The 21,633-nt window shown below is 38.1% G+C and carries 21 protein-coding genes, 1 riboswitch and 1 other annotated feature; of the genes, 2 read left to right on the forward strand and 19 right to left on the reverse strand.

Annotated features, from left to right (window positions below; translation table 11 throughout):
- Positions 1 to 4: 4 nt before the first annotated feature.
- The 9 genes from ACQKIM_RS21045 to ACQKIM_RS21085 all read right to left on the reverse strand — a co-directional run bounded on the left by ACQKIM_RS21045 (position 5) and on the right by ACQKIM_RS21085 (position 7,130).
- On the reverse strand, positions 5 to 598 hold the full coding sequence (locus ACQKIM_RS21045; RefSeq protein WP_427547787.1) for an XTP/dITP diphosphatase: 594 nt from the start codon (positions 596 to 598) through the stop codon (positions 5 to 7).
- Positions 598 to 1,347, reverse strand: a complete 750-nt coding sequence (gene rph / locus ACQKIM_RS21050; protein ID WP_427547816.1) for a ribonuclease PH — start codon at positions 1,345 to 1,347, stop codon at positions 598 to 600. The genes ACQKIM_RS21045 and rph overlap by 1 nt, the downstream gene beginning before the upstream one ends.
- 129 nt (positions 1,348 to 1,476) lie before the next feature.
- Positions 1,477 to 2,274, reverse strand: coding sequence for a glutamate racemase (gene racE, locus ACQKIM_RS21055; protein ID WP_427547789.1), 798 nt, complete (start codon positions 2,272 to 2,274; stop codon positions 1,477 to 1,479).
- Between the two features lie 10 nt (positions 2,275 to 2,284).
- Positions 2,285 to 2,737, reverse strand: a complete 453-nt coding sequence (locus ACQKIM_RS21060) for a MarR family winged helix-turn-helix transcriptional regulator (RefSeq protein WP_283869081.1) — start codon at positions 2,735 to 2,737, stop codon at positions 2,285 to 2,287.
- A 74-nt stretch (positions 2,738 to 2,811) separates the two neighbouring features.
- Entirely contained in the window at positions 2,812 to 3,033 is a 222-nt protein-coding gene (locus ACQKIM_RS21065) for a helix-turn-helix domain-containing protein (protein ID WP_004226437.1), read from the reverse strand.
- A 206-nt stretch (positions 3,034 to 3,239) separates the two neighbouring features.
- A complete protein-coding gene (locus ACQKIM_RS21070) occupies positions 3,240 to 3,698 on the reverse strand; it encodes an acyl-CoA thioesterase (protein ID WP_427547818.1) in 459 nt (152 codons plus the stop codon).
- 217 nt (positions 3,699 to 3,915) lie between these two features.
- Positions 3,916 to 4,695 (reverse strand): succinate dehydrogenase iron-sulfur subunit, encoded by a 780-nt coding sequence (gene sdhB, locus ACQKIM_RS21075; RefSeq protein ID WP_283869083.1) that lies wholly within the window; start codon positions 4,693 to 4,695, stop codon positions 3,916 to 3,918.
- Positions 4,696 to 4,700: 5 nt separating this feature from the next.
- Entirely contained in the window at positions 4,701 to 6,455 is a 1,755-nt protein-coding gene (gene sdhA / locus ACQKIM_RS21080; RefSeq protein ID WP_427547791.1) for a succinate dehydrogenase flavoprotein subunit, read from the reverse strand.
- A 66-nt stretch (positions 6,456 to 6,521) separates the two neighbouring features.
- On the reverse strand, positions 6,522 to 7,130 hold the full coding sequence (locus ACQKIM_RS21085; protein ID WP_427547793.1) for a succinate dehydrogenase cytochrome b558 subunit: 609 nt from the start codon (positions 7,128 to 7,130) through the stop codon (positions 6,522 to 6,524).
- Between the two features lie 272 nt (positions 7,131 to 7,402).
- Here ACQKIM_RS21085 and ACQKIM_RS21090 point away from each other — a divergent pair, with 272 nt between their 5' ends.
- Positions 7,403 to 7,837, forward strand: coding sequence for a YslB family protein (locus ACQKIM_RS21090; protein ID WP_427547795.1), 435 nt, complete (start codon positions 7,403 to 7,405; stop codon positions 7,835 to 7,837).
- A gap of 46 nt (positions 7,838 to 7,883) precedes the next feature.
- On the opposite strand, the gene ACQKIM_RS21095 is transcribed toward ACQKIM_RS21090, so the two are convergent.
- Positions 7,884 to 9,143, reverse strand: a complete 1,260-nt coding sequence (locus ACQKIM_RS21095) for a methyl-accepting chemotaxis protein (RefSeq protein ID WP_427547796.1) — start codon at positions 9,141 to 9,143, stop codon at positions 7,884 to 7,886.
- Positions 9,144 to 9,387: 244 nt separating this feature from the next.
- On the opposite strand from ACQKIM_RS21095, the gene ACQKIM_RS21100 reads away from it, so the two are divergent.
- Positions 9,388 to 9,555: a hypothetical protein gene (locus tag ACQKIM_RS21100; RefSeq protein ID WP_427547135.1), complete on the forward strand. Its 168-nt coding sequence runs from the start codon at positions 9,388 to 9,390 to the stop codon at positions 9,553 to 9,555.
- Positions 9,556 to 9,984: 429 nt separating this feature from the next.
- On the opposite strand, the gene ACQKIM_RS21105 is transcribed toward ACQKIM_RS21100, so the two are convergent.
- From ACQKIM_RS21105 to ACQKIM_RS21145, 9 genes are all read right to left on the reverse strand, one after another.
- Positions 9,985 to 11,211, reverse strand: a complete 1,227-nt coding sequence (locus ACQKIM_RS21105; protein WP_427547798.1) for an aspartate kinase — start codon at positions 11,209 to 11,211, stop codon at positions 9,985 to 9,987.
- Between the two features lie 133 nt (positions 11,212 to 11,344).
- Positions 11,345 to 11,523, reverse strand: a riboswitch (Lysine riboswitch).
- A gap of 39 nt (positions 11,524 to 11,562) precedes the next feature.
- The gene (uvrC, locus tag ACQKIM_RS21110) at positions 11,563 to 13,353 is read right to left on the reverse strand and encodes an excinuclease ABC subunit UvrC (protein ID WP_427547800.1); all 1,791 of its coding nucleotides are present in this window, start codon (positions 13,351 to 13,353) and stop codon (positions 11,563 to 11,565) included.
- Positions 13,354 to 13,545: 192 nt separating this feature from the next.
- On the reverse strand, positions 13,546 to 13,857 hold the full coding sequence (gene trxA / locus ACQKIM_RS21115; protein WP_053592451.1) for a thioredoxin: 312 nt from the start codon (positions 13,855 to 13,857) through the stop codon (positions 13,546 to 13,548).
- A gap of 141 nt (positions 13,858 to 13,998) precedes the next feature.
- Positions 13,999 to 15,348 carry an amino acid permease gene (locus tag ACQKIM_RS21120; RefSeq protein ID WP_427547802.1) on the reverse strand — a complete coding sequence of 450 codons (1,350 nt, stop codon included), beginning with the start codon at positions 15,346 to 15,348 and terminating at the stop codon, positions 13,999 to 14,001.
- Between the two features lie 57 nt (positions 15,349 to 15,405).
- Positions 15,406 to 15,639, reverse strand: a binding site (T-box leader).
- A gap of 143 nt (positions 15,640 to 15,782) precedes the next feature.
- Positions 15,783 to 16,760 carry an electron transfer flavoprotein subunit alpha/FixB family protein gene (locus ACQKIM_RS21125; protein ID WP_427547804.1) on the reverse strand — a complete coding sequence of 326 codons (978 nt, stop codon included), beginning with the start codon at positions 16,758 to 16,760 and terminating at the stop codon, positions 15,783 to 15,785.
- A 51-nt stretch (positions 16,761 to 16,811) separates the two neighbouring features.
- On the reverse strand, positions 16,812 to 17,585 hold the full coding sequence (locus tag ACQKIM_RS21130) for an electron transfer flavoprotein subunit beta/FixA family protein (RefSeq protein ID WP_427547806.1): 774 nt from the start codon (positions 17,583 to 17,585) through the stop codon (positions 16,812 to 16,814).
- A gap of 117 nt (positions 17,586 to 17,702) precedes the next feature.
- Positions 17,703 to 18,476: an enoyl-CoA hydratase gene (locus ACQKIM_RS21135; protein ID WP_427547808.1), complete on the reverse strand. Its 774-nt coding sequence runs from the start codon at positions 18,474 to 18,476 to the stop codon at positions 17,703 to 17,705.
- Between the two features lie 14 nt (positions 18,477 to 18,490).
- Positions 18,491 to 19,072, reverse strand: a complete 582-nt coding sequence (locus ACQKIM_RS21140; protein ID WP_427547810.1) for a TetR/AcrR family transcriptional regulator — start codon at positions 19,070 to 19,072, stop codon at positions 18,491 to 18,493.
- Between the two features lie 200 nt (positions 19,073 to 19,272).
- A complete protein-coding gene (locus ACQKIM_RS21145) occupies positions 19,273 to 20,964 on the reverse strand; it encodes an AMP-binding protein (protein WP_427547812.1) in 1,692 nt (563 codons plus the stop codon).
- Positions 20,965 to 21,633 lie beyond the last annotated feature (669 nt).

Here is a 21,633-nt window from a genome sequence, read left to right on the forward strand (position 1 = left end):
CCTCTTATTTTATAAGATTTGACAATTGTTCCTTCAACTGACGAATTGCATTTCCACGGTGAGAAATGGCAGCCTTTTCTTCTGGTGATAACTCAGCCATCATATGACCTAAGCTTGGTACGTAGAAGATTGGGTCATATCCAAAGCCATTTGTACCGCGTTTTTCATGGGCAATAACACCCTCACAAGTACCAAAAACTGTAGTTGTTTTAAAATCTGGACCTGCAATGGCAATACAGCAGCAGAAGCGTGCTGTACGATTTTCATCTTCAACATTCTTTAAGTTTTCTAGCAGTTTAACTATATTCGCTTCATCATCATGGTCACCGGCATACCTTGCAGAATAAACGCCTGGCTCTCCATTTAATGCATCGACAGCTAAGCCGCTATCATCTGCAATAACGATTGTATCAAGCTCTTTTGCTAATGCCTCTGCCTTTAAAACCGCATTTTGCTTAAATGTAGTGCCTGTTTCTTCTATCTCCATTTCAGGAGCGACATCAAACATGGTAACCACTTCATAGCCAAGTGGACCAAATAAAGCTTCGAAATCCTTTGCTTTTCCTTTATTTTTCGTTGCGATTACTACTTGCTTCATTACTTTTGTCCTCCTATTTGATCCGCTAGTTCACCAAGTGTCTCTTTTTGCAGTGCAATTAACTCTTGTATACCCTTTTCACCTAGTGCTAGTAGCTCATTTAGTTGCACACGAGAAAATGTTGATTCTTCTCCTGTTCCTTGAAGCTCAACAAATTGTCCTGCTCCTGTCATTACAATATTCATATCCACGGCAGCATCAACATCTTCTACATAGTTTAAGTCTAAAATTGCTCCCTGCTCTTCAACAATTCCAACACTAGTTGCTGCTAAATAGTCAGTAACGGGAAATTTTTCGAAAGGCTTTTCTGCACCAAATTTACCGATTGCCTGTGTCATTGCAACAAATGCACCTGTAATAGAGGCTGTACGTGTTCCTCCGTCTGCTTGAATAACATCACAATCAATCCACACTGTTCGCTCACCAAGTGCCTCTAAATCAACTATAGCACGCAATGCACGACCGATTAATCGTTGGATTTCCATGGTACGACCATTTACTTTACCTCGAGATGACTCACGTGGTGTACGCTGCGCTGTTGCACGAGGTAGCATCGAATATTCTGCCGTGATCCAGCCTTTGCCCTGACCACGTAAAAATCCTGGAACCTTATCCTCAATTGTTGCTGTGCAAATTACTTTCGTATTACCTACTTGAATTAAAACTGATCCTTCTGGGTGTAATAAATAATCACTATCTATTTTTACTGGTCGCAGTGCATCTGCATTTCTTCCATCAAATCTTGTCATCATTTTCGTTCCTCCTAAAAACTTTCGCACTCATCTTATCATACTTTAAACATTCAAAAAAGTGTACGGTTCCCTATGTACAATGCCAGAAACGGCAAAAATCAGCCTAGCCCATCGCTAAGCTGATTTTTATTTTAATGTAATACGTTTTATATCGAGAGTACCTTGTTCAAGCCAATTTTCTGCAATTGAACGGAAAATTGGTACAGATCCCGTGGCGTAAAATTTATGAGTAGGCACTATAGTTGAATCAGTCAACGTGCCGTTATACGCAAGCATTTCTTGAACATCCTTTGCGGTTTCCTCCGCAGAAGACAGCACAAAAACATCTTCTCCGACAACAGCTTCAATCTGTTTTTGCAATATTGGATAATGCGTACATCCTAAGATGACCGTGTCAAATTGTTCATTTTTCAACGGCTTTAAGCCTTCTGCAATTAACTTATTTGCAAATCCACCTTTATATTCTCCACTTTCAACAAGTGGTACAAATGTTGGACAAGCAAGTGGAATAATATGTGTTGACGTATTGAGTGACAGTAGGGCTTCTTCATACGCCCCGCTTTTAATGGTTCCTTCTGTTGCAAGCACAACGACTTCATGTCGCTTCGTTTTCTTTACAGCTGCACGTGCGCCAGCATTAATAACGCCTAGTACCGGAAAAGGCATATTTCTTTGTAAACTTTCGAGTGCTACTGCAGTCGCTGTATTACAAGCAATAACAAGCATCTTAATATTCATTTTCTCGAGTGCTTTTGCCATTTGCCAAGTGAAATTCCGTACTTCCTGTCGACTTCTCGGACCATATGGACATCTTGCTGTATCGCCAATATAGTAAATCGTTTCATTTGGCAAACGTTTCATAATTTCCTTTGCTACGGTTAAACCGCCAACTCCTGAATCAATAACGCCTATCGGGGCATTCATACTTTCCGCCTCAATCCTGTTTCATGTGTACATGTAGTCTCTGTAGATAGCCTGATAATTGTGCGACTTCTTGCTCATTAAAACCTACAAGTTTTTCCTGCAAATACTGTTGTCTTTTTTCAATAACCTCTTGAATAATCCGTTCGCCTTTCTCGAGAAGATGAACAACAACGACACGACGATCATTTTCGTCACGCACTCGTTTCACTAATTCATTTTTCTCCATTCGGTCCACTAAATCTGTTGTTGTACTAAAAGCTAAGTATAATCGATTTGACAAGTCGCCAATTGTCATATCACCAAGTTCTTCTAACCACTGTAATGCAACAAATTGTGGCGGCGTAATCGCATATTGCGAAACAATCTCTCTTCCCTTTTGTTTCACAATGGCCGCTATATAGCGTAATTCCTTTTCAACCGTTGCAACGGTTTCAGGTGAGTGTTTTGTTACTTCATCCGACATATAACTATTTCACTCCTAAAAATACGTTGAATAGTTCTATTTTGTCGTTTTTTTCATGAAATAGCAAGTGTCCATTAGTCTAATTTAAATTCTTCTAAGCGTAACAGCTCAATTAACGCCTGAGATCGATTCGTTACACCTAGCTTTTGAATTGTATTGGAAATGTGATTTCGCACTGTTTTTTCACTAATACCAAGTTGCTCTGCTATATCCCTCGTTGTTTTTTCAGCTAATAAAAGCGCAAATATTTCACGTTCTCGATTTGTTAATAAAGAACGATGATGAGAGCCATTCATTTTCAGTTACACCCTCCTCCCCCGCACGTATTGTAACTTATGTTAAGGAGTGAGGAGCGGTGACGGCTATTTTCATGAATATCACGTGTTTCCTTAAAAATTTGAAAATTACTGACATCAATATATGAAATGTATCGGAATCGACTCTTAATGAACAATAAAGATTGTTCACCGCAAAAAAATTGCTTATAAAACAACGATTTATATTAGAATATGGAGAGGCTTGCCAGATGATTCCTTGCTTCTTCAGACAAATGTACACTTTTCCCAGTGCGTGGGTCCATTTGCACAACTGTACCTCGACCCGTGAAACAAACCTCGCCTCTTTGATTTTTCCCTAAATAATGAATATCCAATGATGAATTTCCTACCTTCGCAACCTTTGTATAAATTTTTAATACATCATCAAAGAAAACCTGTCTTATATAGTCACATTGTAGATCCGCTACTATTGGAATTCCCTCAATATTCTCATCAATTGCAGCTGGCATTAGTACCCCTAAGTGACGGAAATAATCAATTCGTGCTTGTTCAAAATATGTAAAGCTGACTGTATTATTCATATGACCATACATATCTGTTTCAGAAAACCGTACACGTACCTCGATATAAAATGAAAAATCCTTTGCCCATTCCTGAAAATTTTCAATATAATTTGCTTTCATCATAGCCATCCTCCTAAAATTATTCGCCTCACCCCGTTAAAGAAGTTAGCGAATCAATAAATGAATATATATTCATTATAAAGGAGATTATTATATTATCATAGAAATTTCAGTTATTTGCTTGTTTTATTCACAAATTCCCTTAACTAACAAATTAAAATAAAAAAAGCCCCCTGCACGCAAAGTGTCAGGGGACTCGGGAGTAAAGCTTGTACAATTAGTCAACGAAGTGGTCAGAACCGAAGAAGTTACGGAACATTTGCACTGTAGTTGCACGGTTTAATGATGCAATAGATGTTGTTAAAGGAATACCTTTTGGACAAGCAGCAACACAGTTTTGAGAGTTACCACAGTTTGCAAGGCCACCATCACCCATAATTGCGTTTAAACGTTGGTCTTTAATCATTGCACCAGTTGGGTGAGTGTTGAATAAACGTACTTGTGATAATGGTGCTGGTCCGATGAATGAAGCTTTTTCAGACACGTTTGGACAAGCTTCCATACATACACCACAAGTCATACATTTAGATAATTCATAAGCCCATTGACGTTTACCTTCTGGCATACGCGGACCTTCGCCTAAATCATAAGTACCATCGATAGGCACCCATGCTTTAACTTTTTTCAGTGCGTTGAACATACGTTCACGGTCAACTTGTAAGTCACGAATAACAGGGAATGTTTTCATAGGCTCTAGTTTAATAGGCTCAGTCAATTGATCAACAAGTGTTGAACAAGATTGACGTGGGCGACCATTAATAACCATTGAACATGCACCACAAACTTCCTCTAAACAGTTCATATCCCATGCTACTGGTGAAGTATTTTCACCATTTTCAGTAACAGGATTTTTTTGAATTTCCATTAAAATTGAAATTACGTTCATACCATGACGGTAAGGTACTTGGAATTTTTGCCAGTAGCTATTGCCGCCTTTAGTATCTTGACGTAAAATTTCCACTTTGACCATTCTTCCAGTATTTGCTGCGATTTGCATAACTTTTAGTCTCCTTTCGCAGAGTAGTCGCGTTTACGTGGTGGAATTAAAGAAACGTCGACTTCTTGATACGTGATGATTGGATTACCAGTAGTTGAATCAAACTTCGCGATTGTTGTTTTTAAGAAGTTTTCATCATCACGGTTCGGGAAATCTGGTTTATAGTGAGCACCGCGAGATTCATTACGTAATAATGCACCTTGTGTCATTACTTTCGCAAGAATTAACATATTTTTAAGCTGACGTGTAAAGTGTCCACCTTGGTTGCTCCATTTTTGTGTATCATTGATGTTGATGTTATTCCAACGCTCAGTAAGCTCATCTAATTTTTTCAATGTCTCTTCAAGTTGGTCATTATAACGTACTACTGTCATCGTAGCAGTCATCATCTCACCAAGCTCTTTATGAAGCAAGTAAGCGTTTTCCGTGCCATCCAGTTTCATGATAGCATCCCACTTATCTTGTTCTTCTTTAACACGAGCATCGTAAATTTGTTGTGGTAAGTCTTCTGCGTGCTTTTTAAGATGTTTTACGTAGTCTACTGCGTTTGGTCCTGCAACCATACCGCCATAAATAGCAGATAATAATGAGTTCGCACCAAGACGGTTTGCACCATGTTGAGAATAATCACATTCACCTGCTGCAAATAGACCAGGTATTTCAGTCATTTGGTTGTAGTCAACCCATAATCCACCCATTGAGTAGTGAACTGCTGGGAAAATTTTCATAGGTAATTTACGTGGGTCATCACCTACGAATTTTTCGTAAATCTCGATGATACCACCAAGTTTAACGTCCAATTCATGTGGATCTTTATGAGAAAGATCTAGGTATACCATGTTTTCGCCATTGATACCAAGTTTTTGGTTTACACAAACGTCGAAAATTTCACGTGTTGCAATATCACGTGGTACTAAGTTACCATAAGCTGGGTATTTTTCTTCTAAGAAGTACCAAGGCTTACCGTCTTTATAAGTCCAAATACGTCCACCTTCACCACGAGCCGATTCTGACATTAAACGGTTTTTGTCATCTCCAGGAATCGCTGTAGGGTGAATTTGGATGAATTCACCATTCGCATAAGAAGCACCTTGCTGGTAAACGATAGAAGCAGCAGAACCTGTATTAATGACAGAGTTTGTTGTTTTACCGAAGATAATACCAGGACCACCAGTCGCCATTATAACAGCGTCTGCACGGAATGATTTAATTTCTTCAGTACGCATATCTTGTGCAACAATACCACGACAAACGCCATCTTCGTCAATAATTACACCAAGGAATTCCCAGTGCTCATACTTATTAACTAAACCAGCCACCTCGTGAGAACGAACTTGCTCATCTAGTGCATATAGTAATTGTTGACCAGTTGTCGCACCTGAGAATGCTGTACGGTGCATTAAAGTACCGCCAAAACGACGGAAATCAAGAAGCCCTTCAGGTGTACGGTTGAACATAACACCCATACGGTCCATTAAGTGAATAATTCCAGGAGCCGCATCACACATACCCTTAACTGGTGGTTGGTTTGCTAAGAAGTCCCCACCATATACTGTATCATCAAAGTGAATCCAAGGAGAATCCCCTTCACCTTTTGTGTTTACCGCACCATTAATTCCGCCTTGCGCACATACAGAGTGTGAGCGTTTTACAGGAACTAATGAGAATAAATCAACTTCAGTGCCAACTTCAGCTGCTTTAATCGTTGCCATCAGACCGGCAAGACCACCGCCGACAACAATTATTTTGCTTTTCGCCATGATTATTTCTCACTCCTCTTAAAAAATTGCAATGATTGCATGTGCTCTATAGTAGCTTCTATTAAATTAAACGAAAGCTAAAATAGCAGCCACACCAACTACACTTAGAATTACGAAAAGAATGTTTGTTACATAAGTAGCAATCTTTTGAGACTGAGGAGATTGTACAATACCCCAGCTTACTAGGAATGCCCATAGACCGTTTGATAAGTGGAAAGTTGCTGATAAAATACCAACGATGTAGAATCCAAGCATGATTGGATTAGCAACAATATTCGCCATCATGTCGTAATCAACGTGTGTACCAAGCGCTTTTTGAATACGAGTTTGGAAAATATGCCATGCAATAAAAATCACTAAGAATACACCTGTAAAACGTTGTAATGAGAACATCCAGTTACGGTATGTGCTGAAACGTCCTGTATTAGGTGAAGCAGTGAATGCGATGTAAACACCATAGAATGCGTGGAACATTAATGGAATATAGATGACAATCCATTCAACTAGGATAAGGAATGGAATCTTTTCCATTATTGCGGTAGCATCGTTGTAACTTTCTGCTCCGCCTGTTGCTGTAAAGTTAATGAACAGGTGCATCGTTAAGAACAGACCTACTGGAATGATCCCAAGTAGAGAATGTAAGCGACGCCATAAAAACTCTCGATCTTTCGACAAGACTGTTACCCCCCTTAGTACTTAAAATAGCACAACAAAAGAAGTCATCATTTTGTAAATGATACTTCATTGACTGTGTATTTCATCATGGTACAATATTATGACATGTTTATTGTACTCTCAAGAGCTACGAGCGTCAAGGTAACTTGGAGTTTTTCATAGTCCTCATTAAAGAACTAATCTAGTACATGATGCATCGTTTTTTCTCGAAAAAACTATTTTTACTTAATCAGCGTTAAATTATAAGAAAATTCTAAGAAAGAAGGATTTCAATGTTAAACCCTCCATATCCTACAATCTCATCATTTGGCTATGAGATTATCCGTGATCATATTTTGTCTTCTATTCTTGGTAAACATGAAGAAGATGTACTTTACTGGGCTGGTAAAGAGCTTGCTCGGAAGTTTCCTTGTAAAAGTCAAGAAGAACTTATCGCATTTTTCGCAGATGCCTGTTGGGGCACCCTTGAATTAATCAAGGAAACAAAAGATGGGCGTATATTCCAGTTGACAAATGACCCAGAGCTGCTATTAGTTGGACATCGTTGCTTTAGACTGGAAGCTGGGTTTATAGCTGAGCAAATTCAGCAAGCTAAAGGCTATTTAACAGAGTGCTACGACGAAAAACGAGTTAAACAGGAGCATGTTATGTTCACTGTGAAGTGGGATGTTAAAGAAAGAATTATGAACACTATACCTACAGAGTAAAAAAAGGATTGCATCCCTCTCTTTATTTATGGGATGACAATCCTTTTTATAGTTGCGCATGTCTTTCTTTTAACAGTATATCTATTAATGAAATAAAGGCTTCCAATATATTAAGTGAGTGTTGAATCATTTCCTCTAAATTACTAATTGACAGTTCATTGACTAATTTTTGGGCAGCAGTATGTACGAATTCATGCGGTTGCTCTATATGACGATACTCTGATAAATAATGATACTGCTCAAAATGTCCATAGTACCATTGTCCAAAGGCACATTGGTGATGTGTTTTTAAAATATCTTTTTGTCCTGCCTTTTGAATCGTATTTCGTAAAAAGCTTGCATGATCCATTAATCTTGCTGCTAACTGACTAATGATTGTTTGCTCTGAAGGTTTGCGAATGGTTGGTACAATAGCTTTTAGCATTTCAGTGACTTGATTTTGAATCGTCTCAGAGAAATCACTAGTATGTGATAATTCTGTTGTTGTGACGGCCAAACGATCAATCGCAACTACATTTTCCTCAGATGCAACTGTTATTTGGTGAACTCCATGCGCTACCTCTTCAATACTTTTACTTGTAATAGAAAGATTCGAAATATTGTCTTTCATATTGCTTAAGAAATCGGTGAAATAGTGTTCAACCTGTTCAATATTGGTTATTGTATAATGTAATTTCTCATCGATAACTGATCGGATTGTTGTCATTTCTTTTAAGGAACCTTTGGAGCTATTGGCTAACTTCCCTACCTCCATTGCTACAATATTAAAACCCTTTCCATGTTCACCAGCACGTGCAGCTTCAATCGAGGCATTTAACGCAAGCAGCTGTGTTTGATCAGCAATCGCTGTTACACTTTTACCTATGTTATTCATTTTATTCATTTCATCTTTCAGCTGCTCAGTTGAATGAGCTCCCTGGATTAATAACCCCTGAACGATTTCACCTTTTGTAATTGATGACTCCATCTCTTTCACTAATTGGATAGAATGCAGTTTGATTTCTTGAATGTTTGCATTGACATTTTGTTCTACCGCTAATATTTCTTCTGTGTTTGACGACATTTCTTCACTCATTGCTGAAATATCCCCTACACTTGTTGACACTCCCTGCACCTTTAAAGCCGTTTGAAAATTAATTAATTCCATATGTGCTAGTACAAAATCTAATATTGCATTTTTCACATCAATACTTTCCTGTGCAAGTTCCAATTCTAAAATTCGTTTTTTCAGTAATTGTATTTCAGAATCATTGCACTGTTTTACACCTTCATCAATTGGCTTTTGAAATAGCCCAAATAATGCCATTCAAATACTCACCTCTTCCTTGGTAAAACATGTAATCATTCTCTATTATATAACAATCAATTTCGATAAAACATTAAATTGATGTAAACGCCTTTAAAAAGGATGTGGCTATTGGCACATCCTTTCATGTTGTTGAAATACTATTATGTCAATGAAATCAAGGTGACAAATTAAAAAGTATAGCCCTTTTTCAAAACGAGGGGTTGATCTCCGTTCCGACTGAGTGCTTTCCTGGGGGCGTCCGATGAGCCGCTTCACTCGCGTAGCTCGCTCCAGGGTCTCATCTGTGACGCTGAATCCCCGAGGAGTCACTCAGTCTACACTCCAATCAACCTTTGCTCATAGTATTTTCTTCTGGCCATTCACACAAATATATAGTGATAAATTTGAAGTCTTAGCCATCATTATATAGTGCAAAAATGGAGCTTTGATAACAATTTTCTATGCGAAAACAGAGGAGTACTTTATGTAAAGTTACAAAGTAGTTTTTCGCATAATGTAGGTTAACAGCTGTAGAATTTGTACCAATATTCTATCCACTTAATAATGGTGAGTAACATGCTTTTACTTTACTTTTCTTTTGAGGGAAGAAAATATTTAAAGTTTTACACTATTGCAGATTGGAGTGCAAGGCTACTCGACTCCCGTGGGATAGCGAGACAGACGAGACCCTGCACGGAGCGTCAGCGCAGGAAGCGGCTCGTCGCTCGCCCACTGGAAAGCGAGTAGCCTGGAACGGAAATCACCTTCATTTGACTTAGTAGTGTTCACAAAGAGTCCCTTGACCATTTAGTTTTTCAACACTATGAAAGGATGTGGCTATTGGCACATCCTTTCATTCTTACATATAAAGTGCTTGCTCTAAATTAAATTCATCATGTAAAGCATTAGCTGCATGAATCATGTCGTCTTGAGGCACTACAACCGACACTTTAATTTCAGATGTACTGACCATCTTAACAGGGATGCCTTCATGTCGTAAACGATCAAACATTCTGGCAGCAACGCCTGGATTAGACGCCATTCCTGATCCAATAATAGATACCTTTGCCAAGCCAACTTCAAAATCAGCAAAGCTAAACCCGAGCGACAGTTTACTTTCTTCTAGAACATGCAAAGCTTCTGCAAACTCTTCTTTCAAAATCGTGAAAGATACAGTCGGTTTTAGACCGTCGATTATCGCTTGCACGATGATATCCACATTAATGCGATGATCTGCAAGTATCGTAAATATATCTGCCAACGAAGCATCCGAATAAGCATCATAGCCTACCGTTAAACGAATAACATCTGATTCATAGACAACACCTCGTACAATTAAATTTTTTTCCATTTCAACTTCCTCCTTCAATAAAGTACCTACTGTATCTATTTCATATGATCGAATAATAACTGGTATTTGAAACTTCTTTGCTAATTCTACAGCTCGTGGATGTAAGATATGTGCGCCTAAGTTTGATAACTCTAACATCTCATCATAGGAAATTTTCTTTAACTTTTGTGCACCGTTTACATAATTTGGATCAGCAGTATAAACACCATCCACGTTCGTGTAAATATCAACACGCTCCGCATCCAGTGTTGCCGCGATGGCCACAGCTGCCGTTTCTGCTCCACCTTTACCAAGAGTCGTAATATTTTGTAAATGATCAATCCCCTGCTCCCCAGCAACTACGACTATTTGCCTCTGTGCCAAATGCTCTTCTAATCGACTATCGTCTATATACTCAATGCGTGCATTAACATGCATTGCATCTGTCTGAACACCTGCCTGCCAGCCTGTTAATGACACTGCCTCATAGCCTTTTTCCTGTAAGGCTATGGCCACTAAGGCGCTGGCTAACTGTGAGCTCGTTGATCGCAGCACATCTAATTCATGCTTAGACGCATCATCGGATAAATCTCGTGCCATTTTCGTTAATTCTTTCGCTGAATTCCCCATTGCTGCAGTGACAATTACCACATCATGACCTTTTTCTTTTTCATTAATCGCCTTTTTCGCAACCTCATAAATATGTGCCGTTGAAGCTAATGCAGCACCGCCAAATTTCATTACAATTCTTGCCATCCTGATTCTTCTCCTTTTCATCTATCCCTAATTTAACGCCATTTCTAATCGGAGTATCTGCTAGAAAACCAAAAAAGCAGCTTTCACATAACGTGAAAGCTGCCTATACATGTACAATAAAAATAACTTGCGCATGTGTGATAGCTCTCCGAAACGTTTAGAATCGACAGTCTTACATTTCTTAAATGCAAAACCAGCACAGCATCGGAAACAACGATGCTCCACTTCGGCAAGCTCCCCTTTCATACATCTTCATAGGATTTGTTCATCCTCTAATGTACTACTTTTGAATCTTGCACCTCTATCATCACTTAAAATAGTGAATGTATTTTATTAAACATTAGCATATGTCTATTCCTTTAACAATGTCTGTTGCTGAAAATAGGTATATATATGATTAGCAAGGTTAGCAGGCATCCCAGCCTCTTGTAATGCTAGCTCACTTGCCTCTCGTATTTTTTTGACAGAACCAAAGTGCTTTAGTAATTGCTGTTTTCGCTTTGGACCGATGCCCTCAATTTGATCGAGAACAGATTGAATGGCATGCTTTTCATGCTGCTGACGTAGGAATGTAATGGCAAAGCGGTGTACTTCGTCCTGAATTCGTTGCAATAGATAGAATCCATCACTTGTGCGCTTTAACGCAATGACTTCAGGCGGATCTCCAAATAAAAGCTGTGATGTATTATGCTTTTCATCCTTCGCTAAGCCGGCGATTGGAATGACCAGCCCAAGCTCATCCTCTAATACTTCTCGTGCAACTTCCATTTGTCCCTTCCCACCATCTATTAAAACTAAATCTGGTAAGGGTAATCCTTCCTTTAGTACACGTATGTAACGACGACGTATTACTTCCTGCATCGCCCCATAGTCATCGTGCTTAGCAGCTGTACGAGTTTTATACTTTCGATATTCTTTCTTTGCAGGCTTACCATCGATAAACACCACCATTGCAGATACAGCATCTGTTCCATGCATATGACTGTTATCAAACGCCTCAATTCGTAGAGGTGTAGAAATCCCCATCGCTTCACCAAGTGCCTCACATGCACCAATTGTTCGTTCTTCCTGACGTTCAATGAGCTGGAACTTAGCTGCTACTGCAATTTCAGCATTTTTTGTAGCTAGGTCAACAAGCTCTTTTTTTTGCCCGCGCTTGGGCGTTAATACCTTTACACCTAATAATTCTGTTAAAATAGCAGCATCAATCGCTTGAGGGATAAAAATTTCCTTTGGCTTAATATGCTCTAGCTTTTCGTAGAATCGGCCAACAAATGTTAAAAACTCCTCCTCTGCTTCCTGATAAATCGGGAAAATGGAGACATCACGCTCAATCAGCTTACCTTGACGAACAAAGAATACTTGGACACACATCCAACCTTTTTCTACTGCATAACCAAATACATCACGATTCGTCGTATCACTCGTGACAATTTTTTGCTTTTGCATAACTGTATCAATATGTGCAATCTGATCACGGAATTCTTTTGCACGTTCAAACTCTAAATTTTCAGCAGCGGCTAGCATTTTTACCTCTAGTTCCTTTTTGACTGCCTCCACACCACCATTTAAAAATTTGGTCATATCCTCAATCATATTCTGATAAATTTGAGCATCAATCTCCTTCACACAAGGTGCCATACATTGACCCATGTGATAATACAGGCAAACCTTGGAAGGTAGTTGTACACATTTTCGAAGCGGATATAAGCGATCCAGCAGCTTTTTTGTTTCGCTTGCTGCATATGCATTGGGATAGGGTCCAAAATACTTTGCCTTATCCTTTTTCACTTTTCGTGTCGTGATAAGACGAGGATGTTTTTCATTCGTAATTTTTAAATACGGATACGTTTTATCGTCTGTCAACATGACATTGTACTTAGGATCATGAAGTTTTATGAGATTAAGCTCTAAAATCAATGCCTCAATATTAGAGGAGGTCACAATATAATCAAAATCTTCTATTTCACTTACAAGCCTCTGTGTTTTCCCCTCATGTGTACCAGTAAAATACGAGCGTACTCGATTTTTTAGTACTTTTGCTTTTCCTACGTAAATAATAGTTCCTTGCCGATCCTTCATCAAATAGCAGCCAGGCTGATCGGGCAAAATATCCAGCTTTCGTTTTACTAAATCATTCATTGCAACCTGCCCCCTCTTAGTTAAACATAGTGCCCGTCCATTTTTATCCCGTAAAAATAGAGCAGATAAAAAGATAAAATTTAAAATGTACCCCTTTATCTATTTTCGGAATAAGGTTTCCTACTAGCTTATTATATAACGAAAAAAAGCCAAGCACATCAAATGATGGCTCAGCTTTTCGATTCTTACAAATTAAGCATGTTTTGTGATAAATGCTTCTAACGCTTCTTTAGGTTGGAAGCCAACAGTTTTGTCTACCAATTCACCATCTTTAAATAATAATAAAGATGGAATAGACATGATTTGGTATTGCGCTGCCGTACCTTGGTTGTTATCTACATCTACTTTTACAATTTTAGCTGCACTGCCTGCAGCATCCATTTCTTCAAGTACAGGTCCAATCATTTTACATGGTCCGCACCAAGCAGCCCAAAAGTCTACTAGCACTAACCCCTCTTTAATATCATCTTGGAAAGTTGCATCTGTTGCATGTACAATTGCCATTTGAAATCCTCCTTAAACTTACTATGTTTGTAGTATAGCATGGATAATTTCCCTTGAGCGAACAATCTGCCTGCAATGCATAATTTATGAAAAACAAGATGAAAAGAGTCGAAACATCATGAAATCACTTTAATATTTAACCTAATTTGTATGATAACGACCCTTATAAACGTATGTTAACGTAATAAAGATATATATAGCTAATGTAATACCTGTTACGATTATTGAAGTTGTAAAAATAATACCAATCAGGATGGCACTTAACGCAATAATAGCAATCCATGTCGTGTAAGGGAACCATTTAACTACATAGGCACTTGTTTTTTCTGATTGTTTTTTACGTGATTTCAGATGCGCAATCGCAATGATCAACCAAATAAATAACACCGTGTATCCTAGAGAACCCATTAGAAACTCAAAAGTCTTACTTCCAGCATATAGGGAAATAATTACACCAACATATAAAGCTAATGTGCACATTAAAATCGCATATACTGGAACTTTTCTTTTCGATAAATGAGCAAAGATTTTTGGAACACGGCCATCCACAGCCTGAGTATATAACACGCGAGATGAGCCATAAAGCCCTGAATTCATGGAGGAGATAATTGCCAGTATAACAACGGCGTTCATAATATGGTCTGCACCAGGAATCCCAATCATTTTAAAAACCATCACAAACGGACTTTCTGGCACACCATTTACTTCATTCCAAGGAATTAAGCTTACGATAATAAAGAAAGGCAGTAAATAGAACGTCACAATACGGACTAATGTACTGCGTACAGCTTTTGGAACTACCTTTTCAGGATTTTTTGTTTCCGCCAATGTAATACCAATAATTTCAGTGCCACCATAAGAATAAATAACCACAAGCATTGCAGCAATTAATCCCGTTGATCCGTTAGGGAAGAAGCCGCCATACTCCGTTAAATTTGAAAAACCAACAGCTGTATGCTGACCAAACGAAGCAAGTAATAAAATTAAACCTGCGATAATGAACACGACGATTACACAAATTTTAACTAACGCTAACCAATATTCTGTTTCAGCAAAAACTTTCACTGATAATAAATTAATCGCTGTCACTAACACCGAGACTGACAATGCCAGAATCCAAATTGGGTAATTTGGTAACCAATATTGGATAAAAATAGCTGCAACTACAGATTCCGCCGCAATATTTAAAACCCACATTTTCCAATAGATCCAATCTAAGAAATAAGCGGGGTACTTTCCTAATATCGATTGAACTAAATCTCTAAACGTTCTAGCTTCGCTATTTCGAACTGCCATTTCCGCTAAACCTTGCATAACAAATAAAAGAATAATACCACCTAATAAATAGGCGATAAGCACTGATGGCCCTGCCATATCAATGGCAGCACTACTTCCTTTAAATAATCCTGCACCAATGGCACCACCTAAAGCCATCATCGTAATATGTCGTGAGGACATTGTGCGTTTTAATGTCTGGTTGTCTTTTTCCATGTTCTTTCCTCCTAAAATCAAAAAAACATATCGTCTATCCTTTCACCGTTAAATGAAAGAAGAGACGATATGCCATAAGCAAACCGCGGTACCACTCTAATTGATTCGATACGAACCCTACTTTAAAACCTTGTAACGAAGGTTAATCGTCAAACAAATAGAATAATCTGTCAATTCCATTTATTTTACCACTCCTAGGCAAGTTCAAAGTCTTAATGGACTGCGTTGCACCACCCCGCAGCTCTCTCTACCAAATAATGAGCTTCTACTACTCCTAATCTTTGCGTTTCATAACATTTTTATTGAAAAATTTAATGATTATCCACCACTATAAGGGCTATTAATCATTATGTCAATATTTTATTTTGCGATAATTCTTAAAATAAAGCATTATACAAAAAAACAGGGAGAATGAATTCCCCCTGTATCATTTACTATGCATTTACTTTTAATGCCTTAAATTCTTCAATTAGAAGAGGCACTACTTCGAATAAATCTCCTACAATACCGTAATCTGCCACTTTGAAAATATTAGCCTCTGGATCTTTATTAATCGCAACGATTACTTTAGAGTTTGACATACCTGCTAAGTGCTGGATTGCGCCAGAAATACCTGCTGCAATGTAAAGATCAGGTGTTACAACCTTGCCTGTTTGACCAATTTGAAGTGAATAATCACAGTATTCAGCATCACATGCACCACGTGAGGCACCAACAGCACCACCAAGTAAATCTGCTAGCTGTTTTAATGGTTCAAAGCCTTCTTCTGATTTAACGCCACGTCCACCTGCTACAACTACTTTTGCTTCTGAAAGATCGACACCTTCAGAAGATTTACGGACAACCTCTTTAATGATTGTGCGAAGGTTTGTAATATCTACCGTAATGGAAGATACGTCTCCTGATTTGCCTTCTACTTTTTCTAAAGGTGCAATATTATTTGGACGAATAGAAGCTAAAATAACGCCGTCTTTTACTTTTATTTTTTCGAAAGCTTTACCAGAGTAAATTGGACGGATAAATACGATATCATCGCCAGCACCATCAATTGAAGTGACATCAGATACTAGACCTGCCTGTAACTTACTTGCAATCTTTGGTGATAAATCTTTGCCATTAGCCGTATGACCAAATACAATTCCAGCCGGATTTTCTTGCTCGATGACAGCTAATAACGCTTGACCATATCCATCAGATGTATATTGTTTTAAATGTGGATGCTCTACTGTTACAACTCGGTCAGCCCCATATTCAAATAATGAACCTGTTAAATCTGCTACAGCGTCCCCTAAAAGTACGCCAACAACCTCGCCACCATCAGCGATTTGTTTTGCAGCTGCAATTGCTTCGAAAGAAACATTACGTAAGCTTCCTTCACGAACTTCACCTAATACTAATACTTTTTTTGACATAGTATATTCCCTCCGTTACCCTTTAAGATTCGATTGACATCATCAAATTTTTTAAACTACTTTTGCTTCTGTGTGAAGTAGATTTACCAGTTCTTTTACTTGTGCAGGAAGATCGCCTTCAAGAACACGTCCTGCTGCCTTTTGAGCTGGTAAGAAGATGTCTACAGTTTCAATCTTCACTTCTACATCATCTTCATCGATATCTAAATCATCTAATTCAAGTTCTGCAAGCGGTTTCTTCTTCGCTTTCATGATACCTGGTAAAGATGGGTAACGGGGCTCATTTAAACCTTGCTGAGCTGTTACTAATAGTGGTAAAGAGGACTCGATAACCTCTGAATCACCTTCTATATCACGTACAATTTTCGCAGATGTTCCATCGATTTCAAGTTTTGTAATTGTTGTTACATAGTTAATGCCAAGTAAATCTGCAACACGTGGACCTACTTGTCCAGAGCCGCCATCTATCGCTACATTTCCTGTTAAAATCAAGTCAGCATCTTTATCTTTTAAATACTCAGCTAAGATAAAAGCAGCTGCATTTTGATCTAATTCATCTAAATCATCTTCAGTGTTAATAAGAACCGCTTCGTCCGCTCCCATTGCAAGAGCTGTACGTAGTTGCTTTTCTGCATCTTCGCCGCCAATTGTTACTACTGTTACTTTACCACCAGCAGCATCGCGAACTTGGATTGCCTCTTCTATGGCATACTCATCGTAAGGGTTGATGATGAATTCAGCACCATCTTCTTGAATTTTACCACCAGATACAACGATTTTTTCTTCCGTATCAAACGTACGTTTAATTAATGCAAAAATGTTCATATATCCATACCTCCTGGAACGTTTTTTAATTCTAAGTAAACTTATAAATATTATATATTTTCAGTTTGGATAACGTCGATAATAAACTTGACAAGTGCTATCGACACTAATGGAAAATTATTTACCAGTAAACACAGGTTCACGTTTTTCAATAAATGCTTGAATTCCTTCTTTAGCATCTTCTGTTATAAATACAGTACCAAACGATTTTGCCTCTGCTTCAATACCTTCGTAGAATGAAGCATGCTTCGCAAATTGCAAAGTTTGAATAGCTGCCTTTAAAGCGACTGGACTCTTCTTCGCAATTTTCTTAGCAGTCTTTAACGTTTCCTCAAGCAATACTTCATCTGTATATGCTCGATTCGCTAAACCCCATTGTACTGCTTCTGTACCTGAAATTGGCTCACTGGTAAACAGCATTTCTGCAGCTTTTGCAACACCAACATAGCGTGGTAATCGTTGTGTGCCACCAAAACCAGGAATTAAGCCTAATTGTAATTCAGGCAGTCCTAATTTTGCAGATTCTGTTACAAAGCGCAAATGACAGCTCATCGCAAGCTCCAGACCACCGCCAAGTGCAGCGCCATGGATTGCAGCAATAACAGGTTTGGAGAATGATTCAACACGTTCAAATACTTGTTGTCCATTGCTCGCAAGCTTTGTAAATTCTTCGCCAGATTCAACTTCTGTAAATTCCTTTATGTCTGCACCTGCTGAGAAGAAACGGCCTTCACCGTGAAGTACAAGGACACGTACTGCGTCATCGTTTTCTACAGCATCTAGTACTGCATTGACTTCGGTAATGATTCCGCGAGATAATGCGTTTGCTGGTGGTCGTGCAATTGTAATAATTGCTACTCCATCTTCAACTTTCCAACTTAGAAATTCCATTTCTCCACATCCTTTTAAGCTTTAATGCCGTTCAGAATTAATGTCTGAACCTTTGGAACCTGTTCTATCAAATCATATCGATAGTCATTCATGACCCACGACGTAATGGTTTCATCAATTGTTCCAAATACCATCTGACGTGCCAAGCGTACATCCATCGTTTGATTGAACTCACCTGAAAGCATACCTTCGATTAAAATTTGATCAAGTAATTGTAAGTACTCTCTTAACACCGAATTAATTTTTAATCGTAAATCCTTATTCGATTGTCGTAGTTCTAATTGTGTGACGGTTGCTAGGTATCGATCTGTCGCTAGAACATTAAAATGATTTTCTATCATGCGTGAAAGTTTGTCCTTGGACGTACTTCCATTTTCTATTATATCTTGTAATGACTCAACAAAAACAGCCATTTTTTCATTAAAGACAGAAATTAAGATATCTTCTTTATTTTTAAAATATAAATAGATTGTTCCATCAGCCACCCCAGCCTGTTTAGCGATTTTCGATACTTGCGCTTGGTGATACCCATTCTCTGCTATAACGATGACAGCTGCATCAATAATTTGCTTATATTTCGGCTTATCACGTTTCACTTATATATCACCACCTAAAAAAACTTACAGACGTCTACATACATGTTTCATTAACGATTTTTGACATGATGTAATCCTTATTTGGTAAATAGTAAGGATATGACATGTTAATTTAAAAAAATACGAAAATATGAATGGTCATTCATTCATATTTTCATATTATATTTTACAACTTTGCTTGTCAATACTTTATGACGTATTTATTTTGCTTCTTTATTCGCTAATTTTGTTTTTTCTTCATCCACTAATGAACGACGTAAAATTTTCCCAACAGCTGTTTTCGGAAGCTCCTCTCTAAATTCATAATAGCGTGGAACTTTGAATGCTGCTAGATGTTGGCGGCAATATTTATTTAATTCGTCTTCTGTTATCGAATATCCTTCTTTTAATACAATATAAGCTTTTACTGTTTCTCCGCGGTAAGGATCTGGAATACCTGCAACTACACATTCTTGAATTTCCTCTCGCTCATATAAAACTTCTTCTACCTCACGAGGGTATATATTAAAACCGCCTGCAATAATTAAATCCTTTTTACGATCCACTACATAGAAAAAGCCTTCTTCATCCATATACCCCAAATCCCCAGTTAAAAACCAGCCATCTGCGAACGTTGCTGCCGTATCCTCTGGACGATTCCAATAGCCCTTCATCACCTGTGGACCTTTTACAGCAATCTCTCCAACCTCACCAACCGGAAGTATATCCGTATCACCGGTACGTAAAATAACCGCATCCGTGTTAGGCCATGGTAAACCAATTGAACCAATTTTGCGTTTACCCCAAATAGGTGTTGAATGTGTTACAGGGGAAGTTTCTGTTAATCCATAACCCTCTACAAGCTTTCCGCCAGTGACTGCTTCAAATTTCTCTTGCACCTCAACTGGAAGTGATGCCGAGCCACTTAAGCAAGCTTTAATGGATGACAAATCATATTTTGTAATCTCTGGATGATTTAATAGACCAATATATAATGTTGGTGCCCCTGGAAATAGTGTCGGTTTTTGCTTATCAATGGTTTTCAGTGCCGTTTCCGCATCAAACTTTGGTAATAACACCATTTTATTTTGTGTAAAAACAGATAATAGCATAACTGTGGTCATACCATAAACATGAAAGAACGGTAAAATGCCCATTATGGTTTCTTCCCCATGCACACATTTATACATCCATGCATCACACATTGTTGTATTGGCAATTAAGTTTTTATGAGTCAGCATTACACCTTTAGGATAGCCAGTTGTACCTCCAGTATATTGGAGCAAGGCAATGTCCTCCTCGAAATCAAAAGGAATATCCAGTACCTTGATTGGCGAAGAGCGCATAATTTCAGTAAATAGATGATTTTGACCGCTATGTTCCACTTTCACACTAAAACCGTATTGCTTTTTTTGAATAAAAGGATAAACTATATTTTTCGGAAATGGTAAGTAATCTTTTATAGCTGTAACAATCACATTTTCAAGTGCTGTTTCCTTCATGATCTTCATGACACGTGGATATAAAATATCCATCACTAATATAACCTTTGCACCTGAATCAGCCATTTGATATTGTAGCTCACGTTCAGTATAAAGTGGATTTGTTTGTATGACAACAGCCCCAGCAAACATTGCACCGTAGTAAGCAATTACACTTGGCGGAGAATTTGGTAGCATTATTGCCACACGATCGCCCTTTTCTACACCTAGGACCTGTAAATAGTTTGCAAATCTAAGCGCCGATTCATATAACTCTGTGTACGTCAAATCCTTTCCCATAAAATGAATCGCCACTTTCGATGGATTCTTTTTATAGGCACGTGTCAAAAACTCTTGCACCGGAATTTCCTCAAACGTTAAAGACGATGGTACTTCTTCAGGATAATTTGCTAGCCATGGTTTTGTTGTCATATGTCCTCTCCCCTTTGTCCCAAACTTTGTAAATTCTTATATTAATTATAATGAAAAAGAAATACAGTTTCAAACACAAAATAGAAAATAAATGCATTTTCGATTAATTATTATGCATTTCACAACATTTATATGACTGTGTTTTATAGGGTTTTATATTGCAAGACCTTATGAATACTCATTCATTCTTTGTTTTTTTATGCAAACAAGTGAAGCAATATTTCTATATCTCAAAAATAAATTGTGAGGGATATTTTTTGGAAGAATGAAAGATTATTGATAGATTTCAGTAGAATTTTGTGCAAGAGTGATTTCGAGAGAATTTTTATGATGATGAAATTTTTGATTTTGCCGAAGATTGGGGGATAATTTATGCTGTTTGAGTGGGGGCGAAATGCGATATCAACCTGAACAGTTTTTGGTGCTACCTGAGCGATTTCTCTCCTTACCTGAGCAAGTTTTGGTGCCTCCCGAGCGACTTCTTTCCTTGCCTGAGCAAATCTCGGTGCTACTTGAGCGACTTCTTTCCTTACCTGAGCAGTTCTGAGGTTAGTATAAGTGCTAACCGAGCGATTTTGGTCTTATGTCAATAAAATGGACACAAAAAATCGAGCGTTTTTTTACTACCGCCCTTTGGTTGGTCTGCTCTTTTTATCGACGCCCTCCAAA

Origin of the sequence: Lysinibacillus sp. NPDC047702, assembly GCF_050272555.1 — a bacterium.
GTDB lineage: Bacteria > Bacillota > Bacilli > Bacillales_A > Planococcaceae > Lysinibacillus.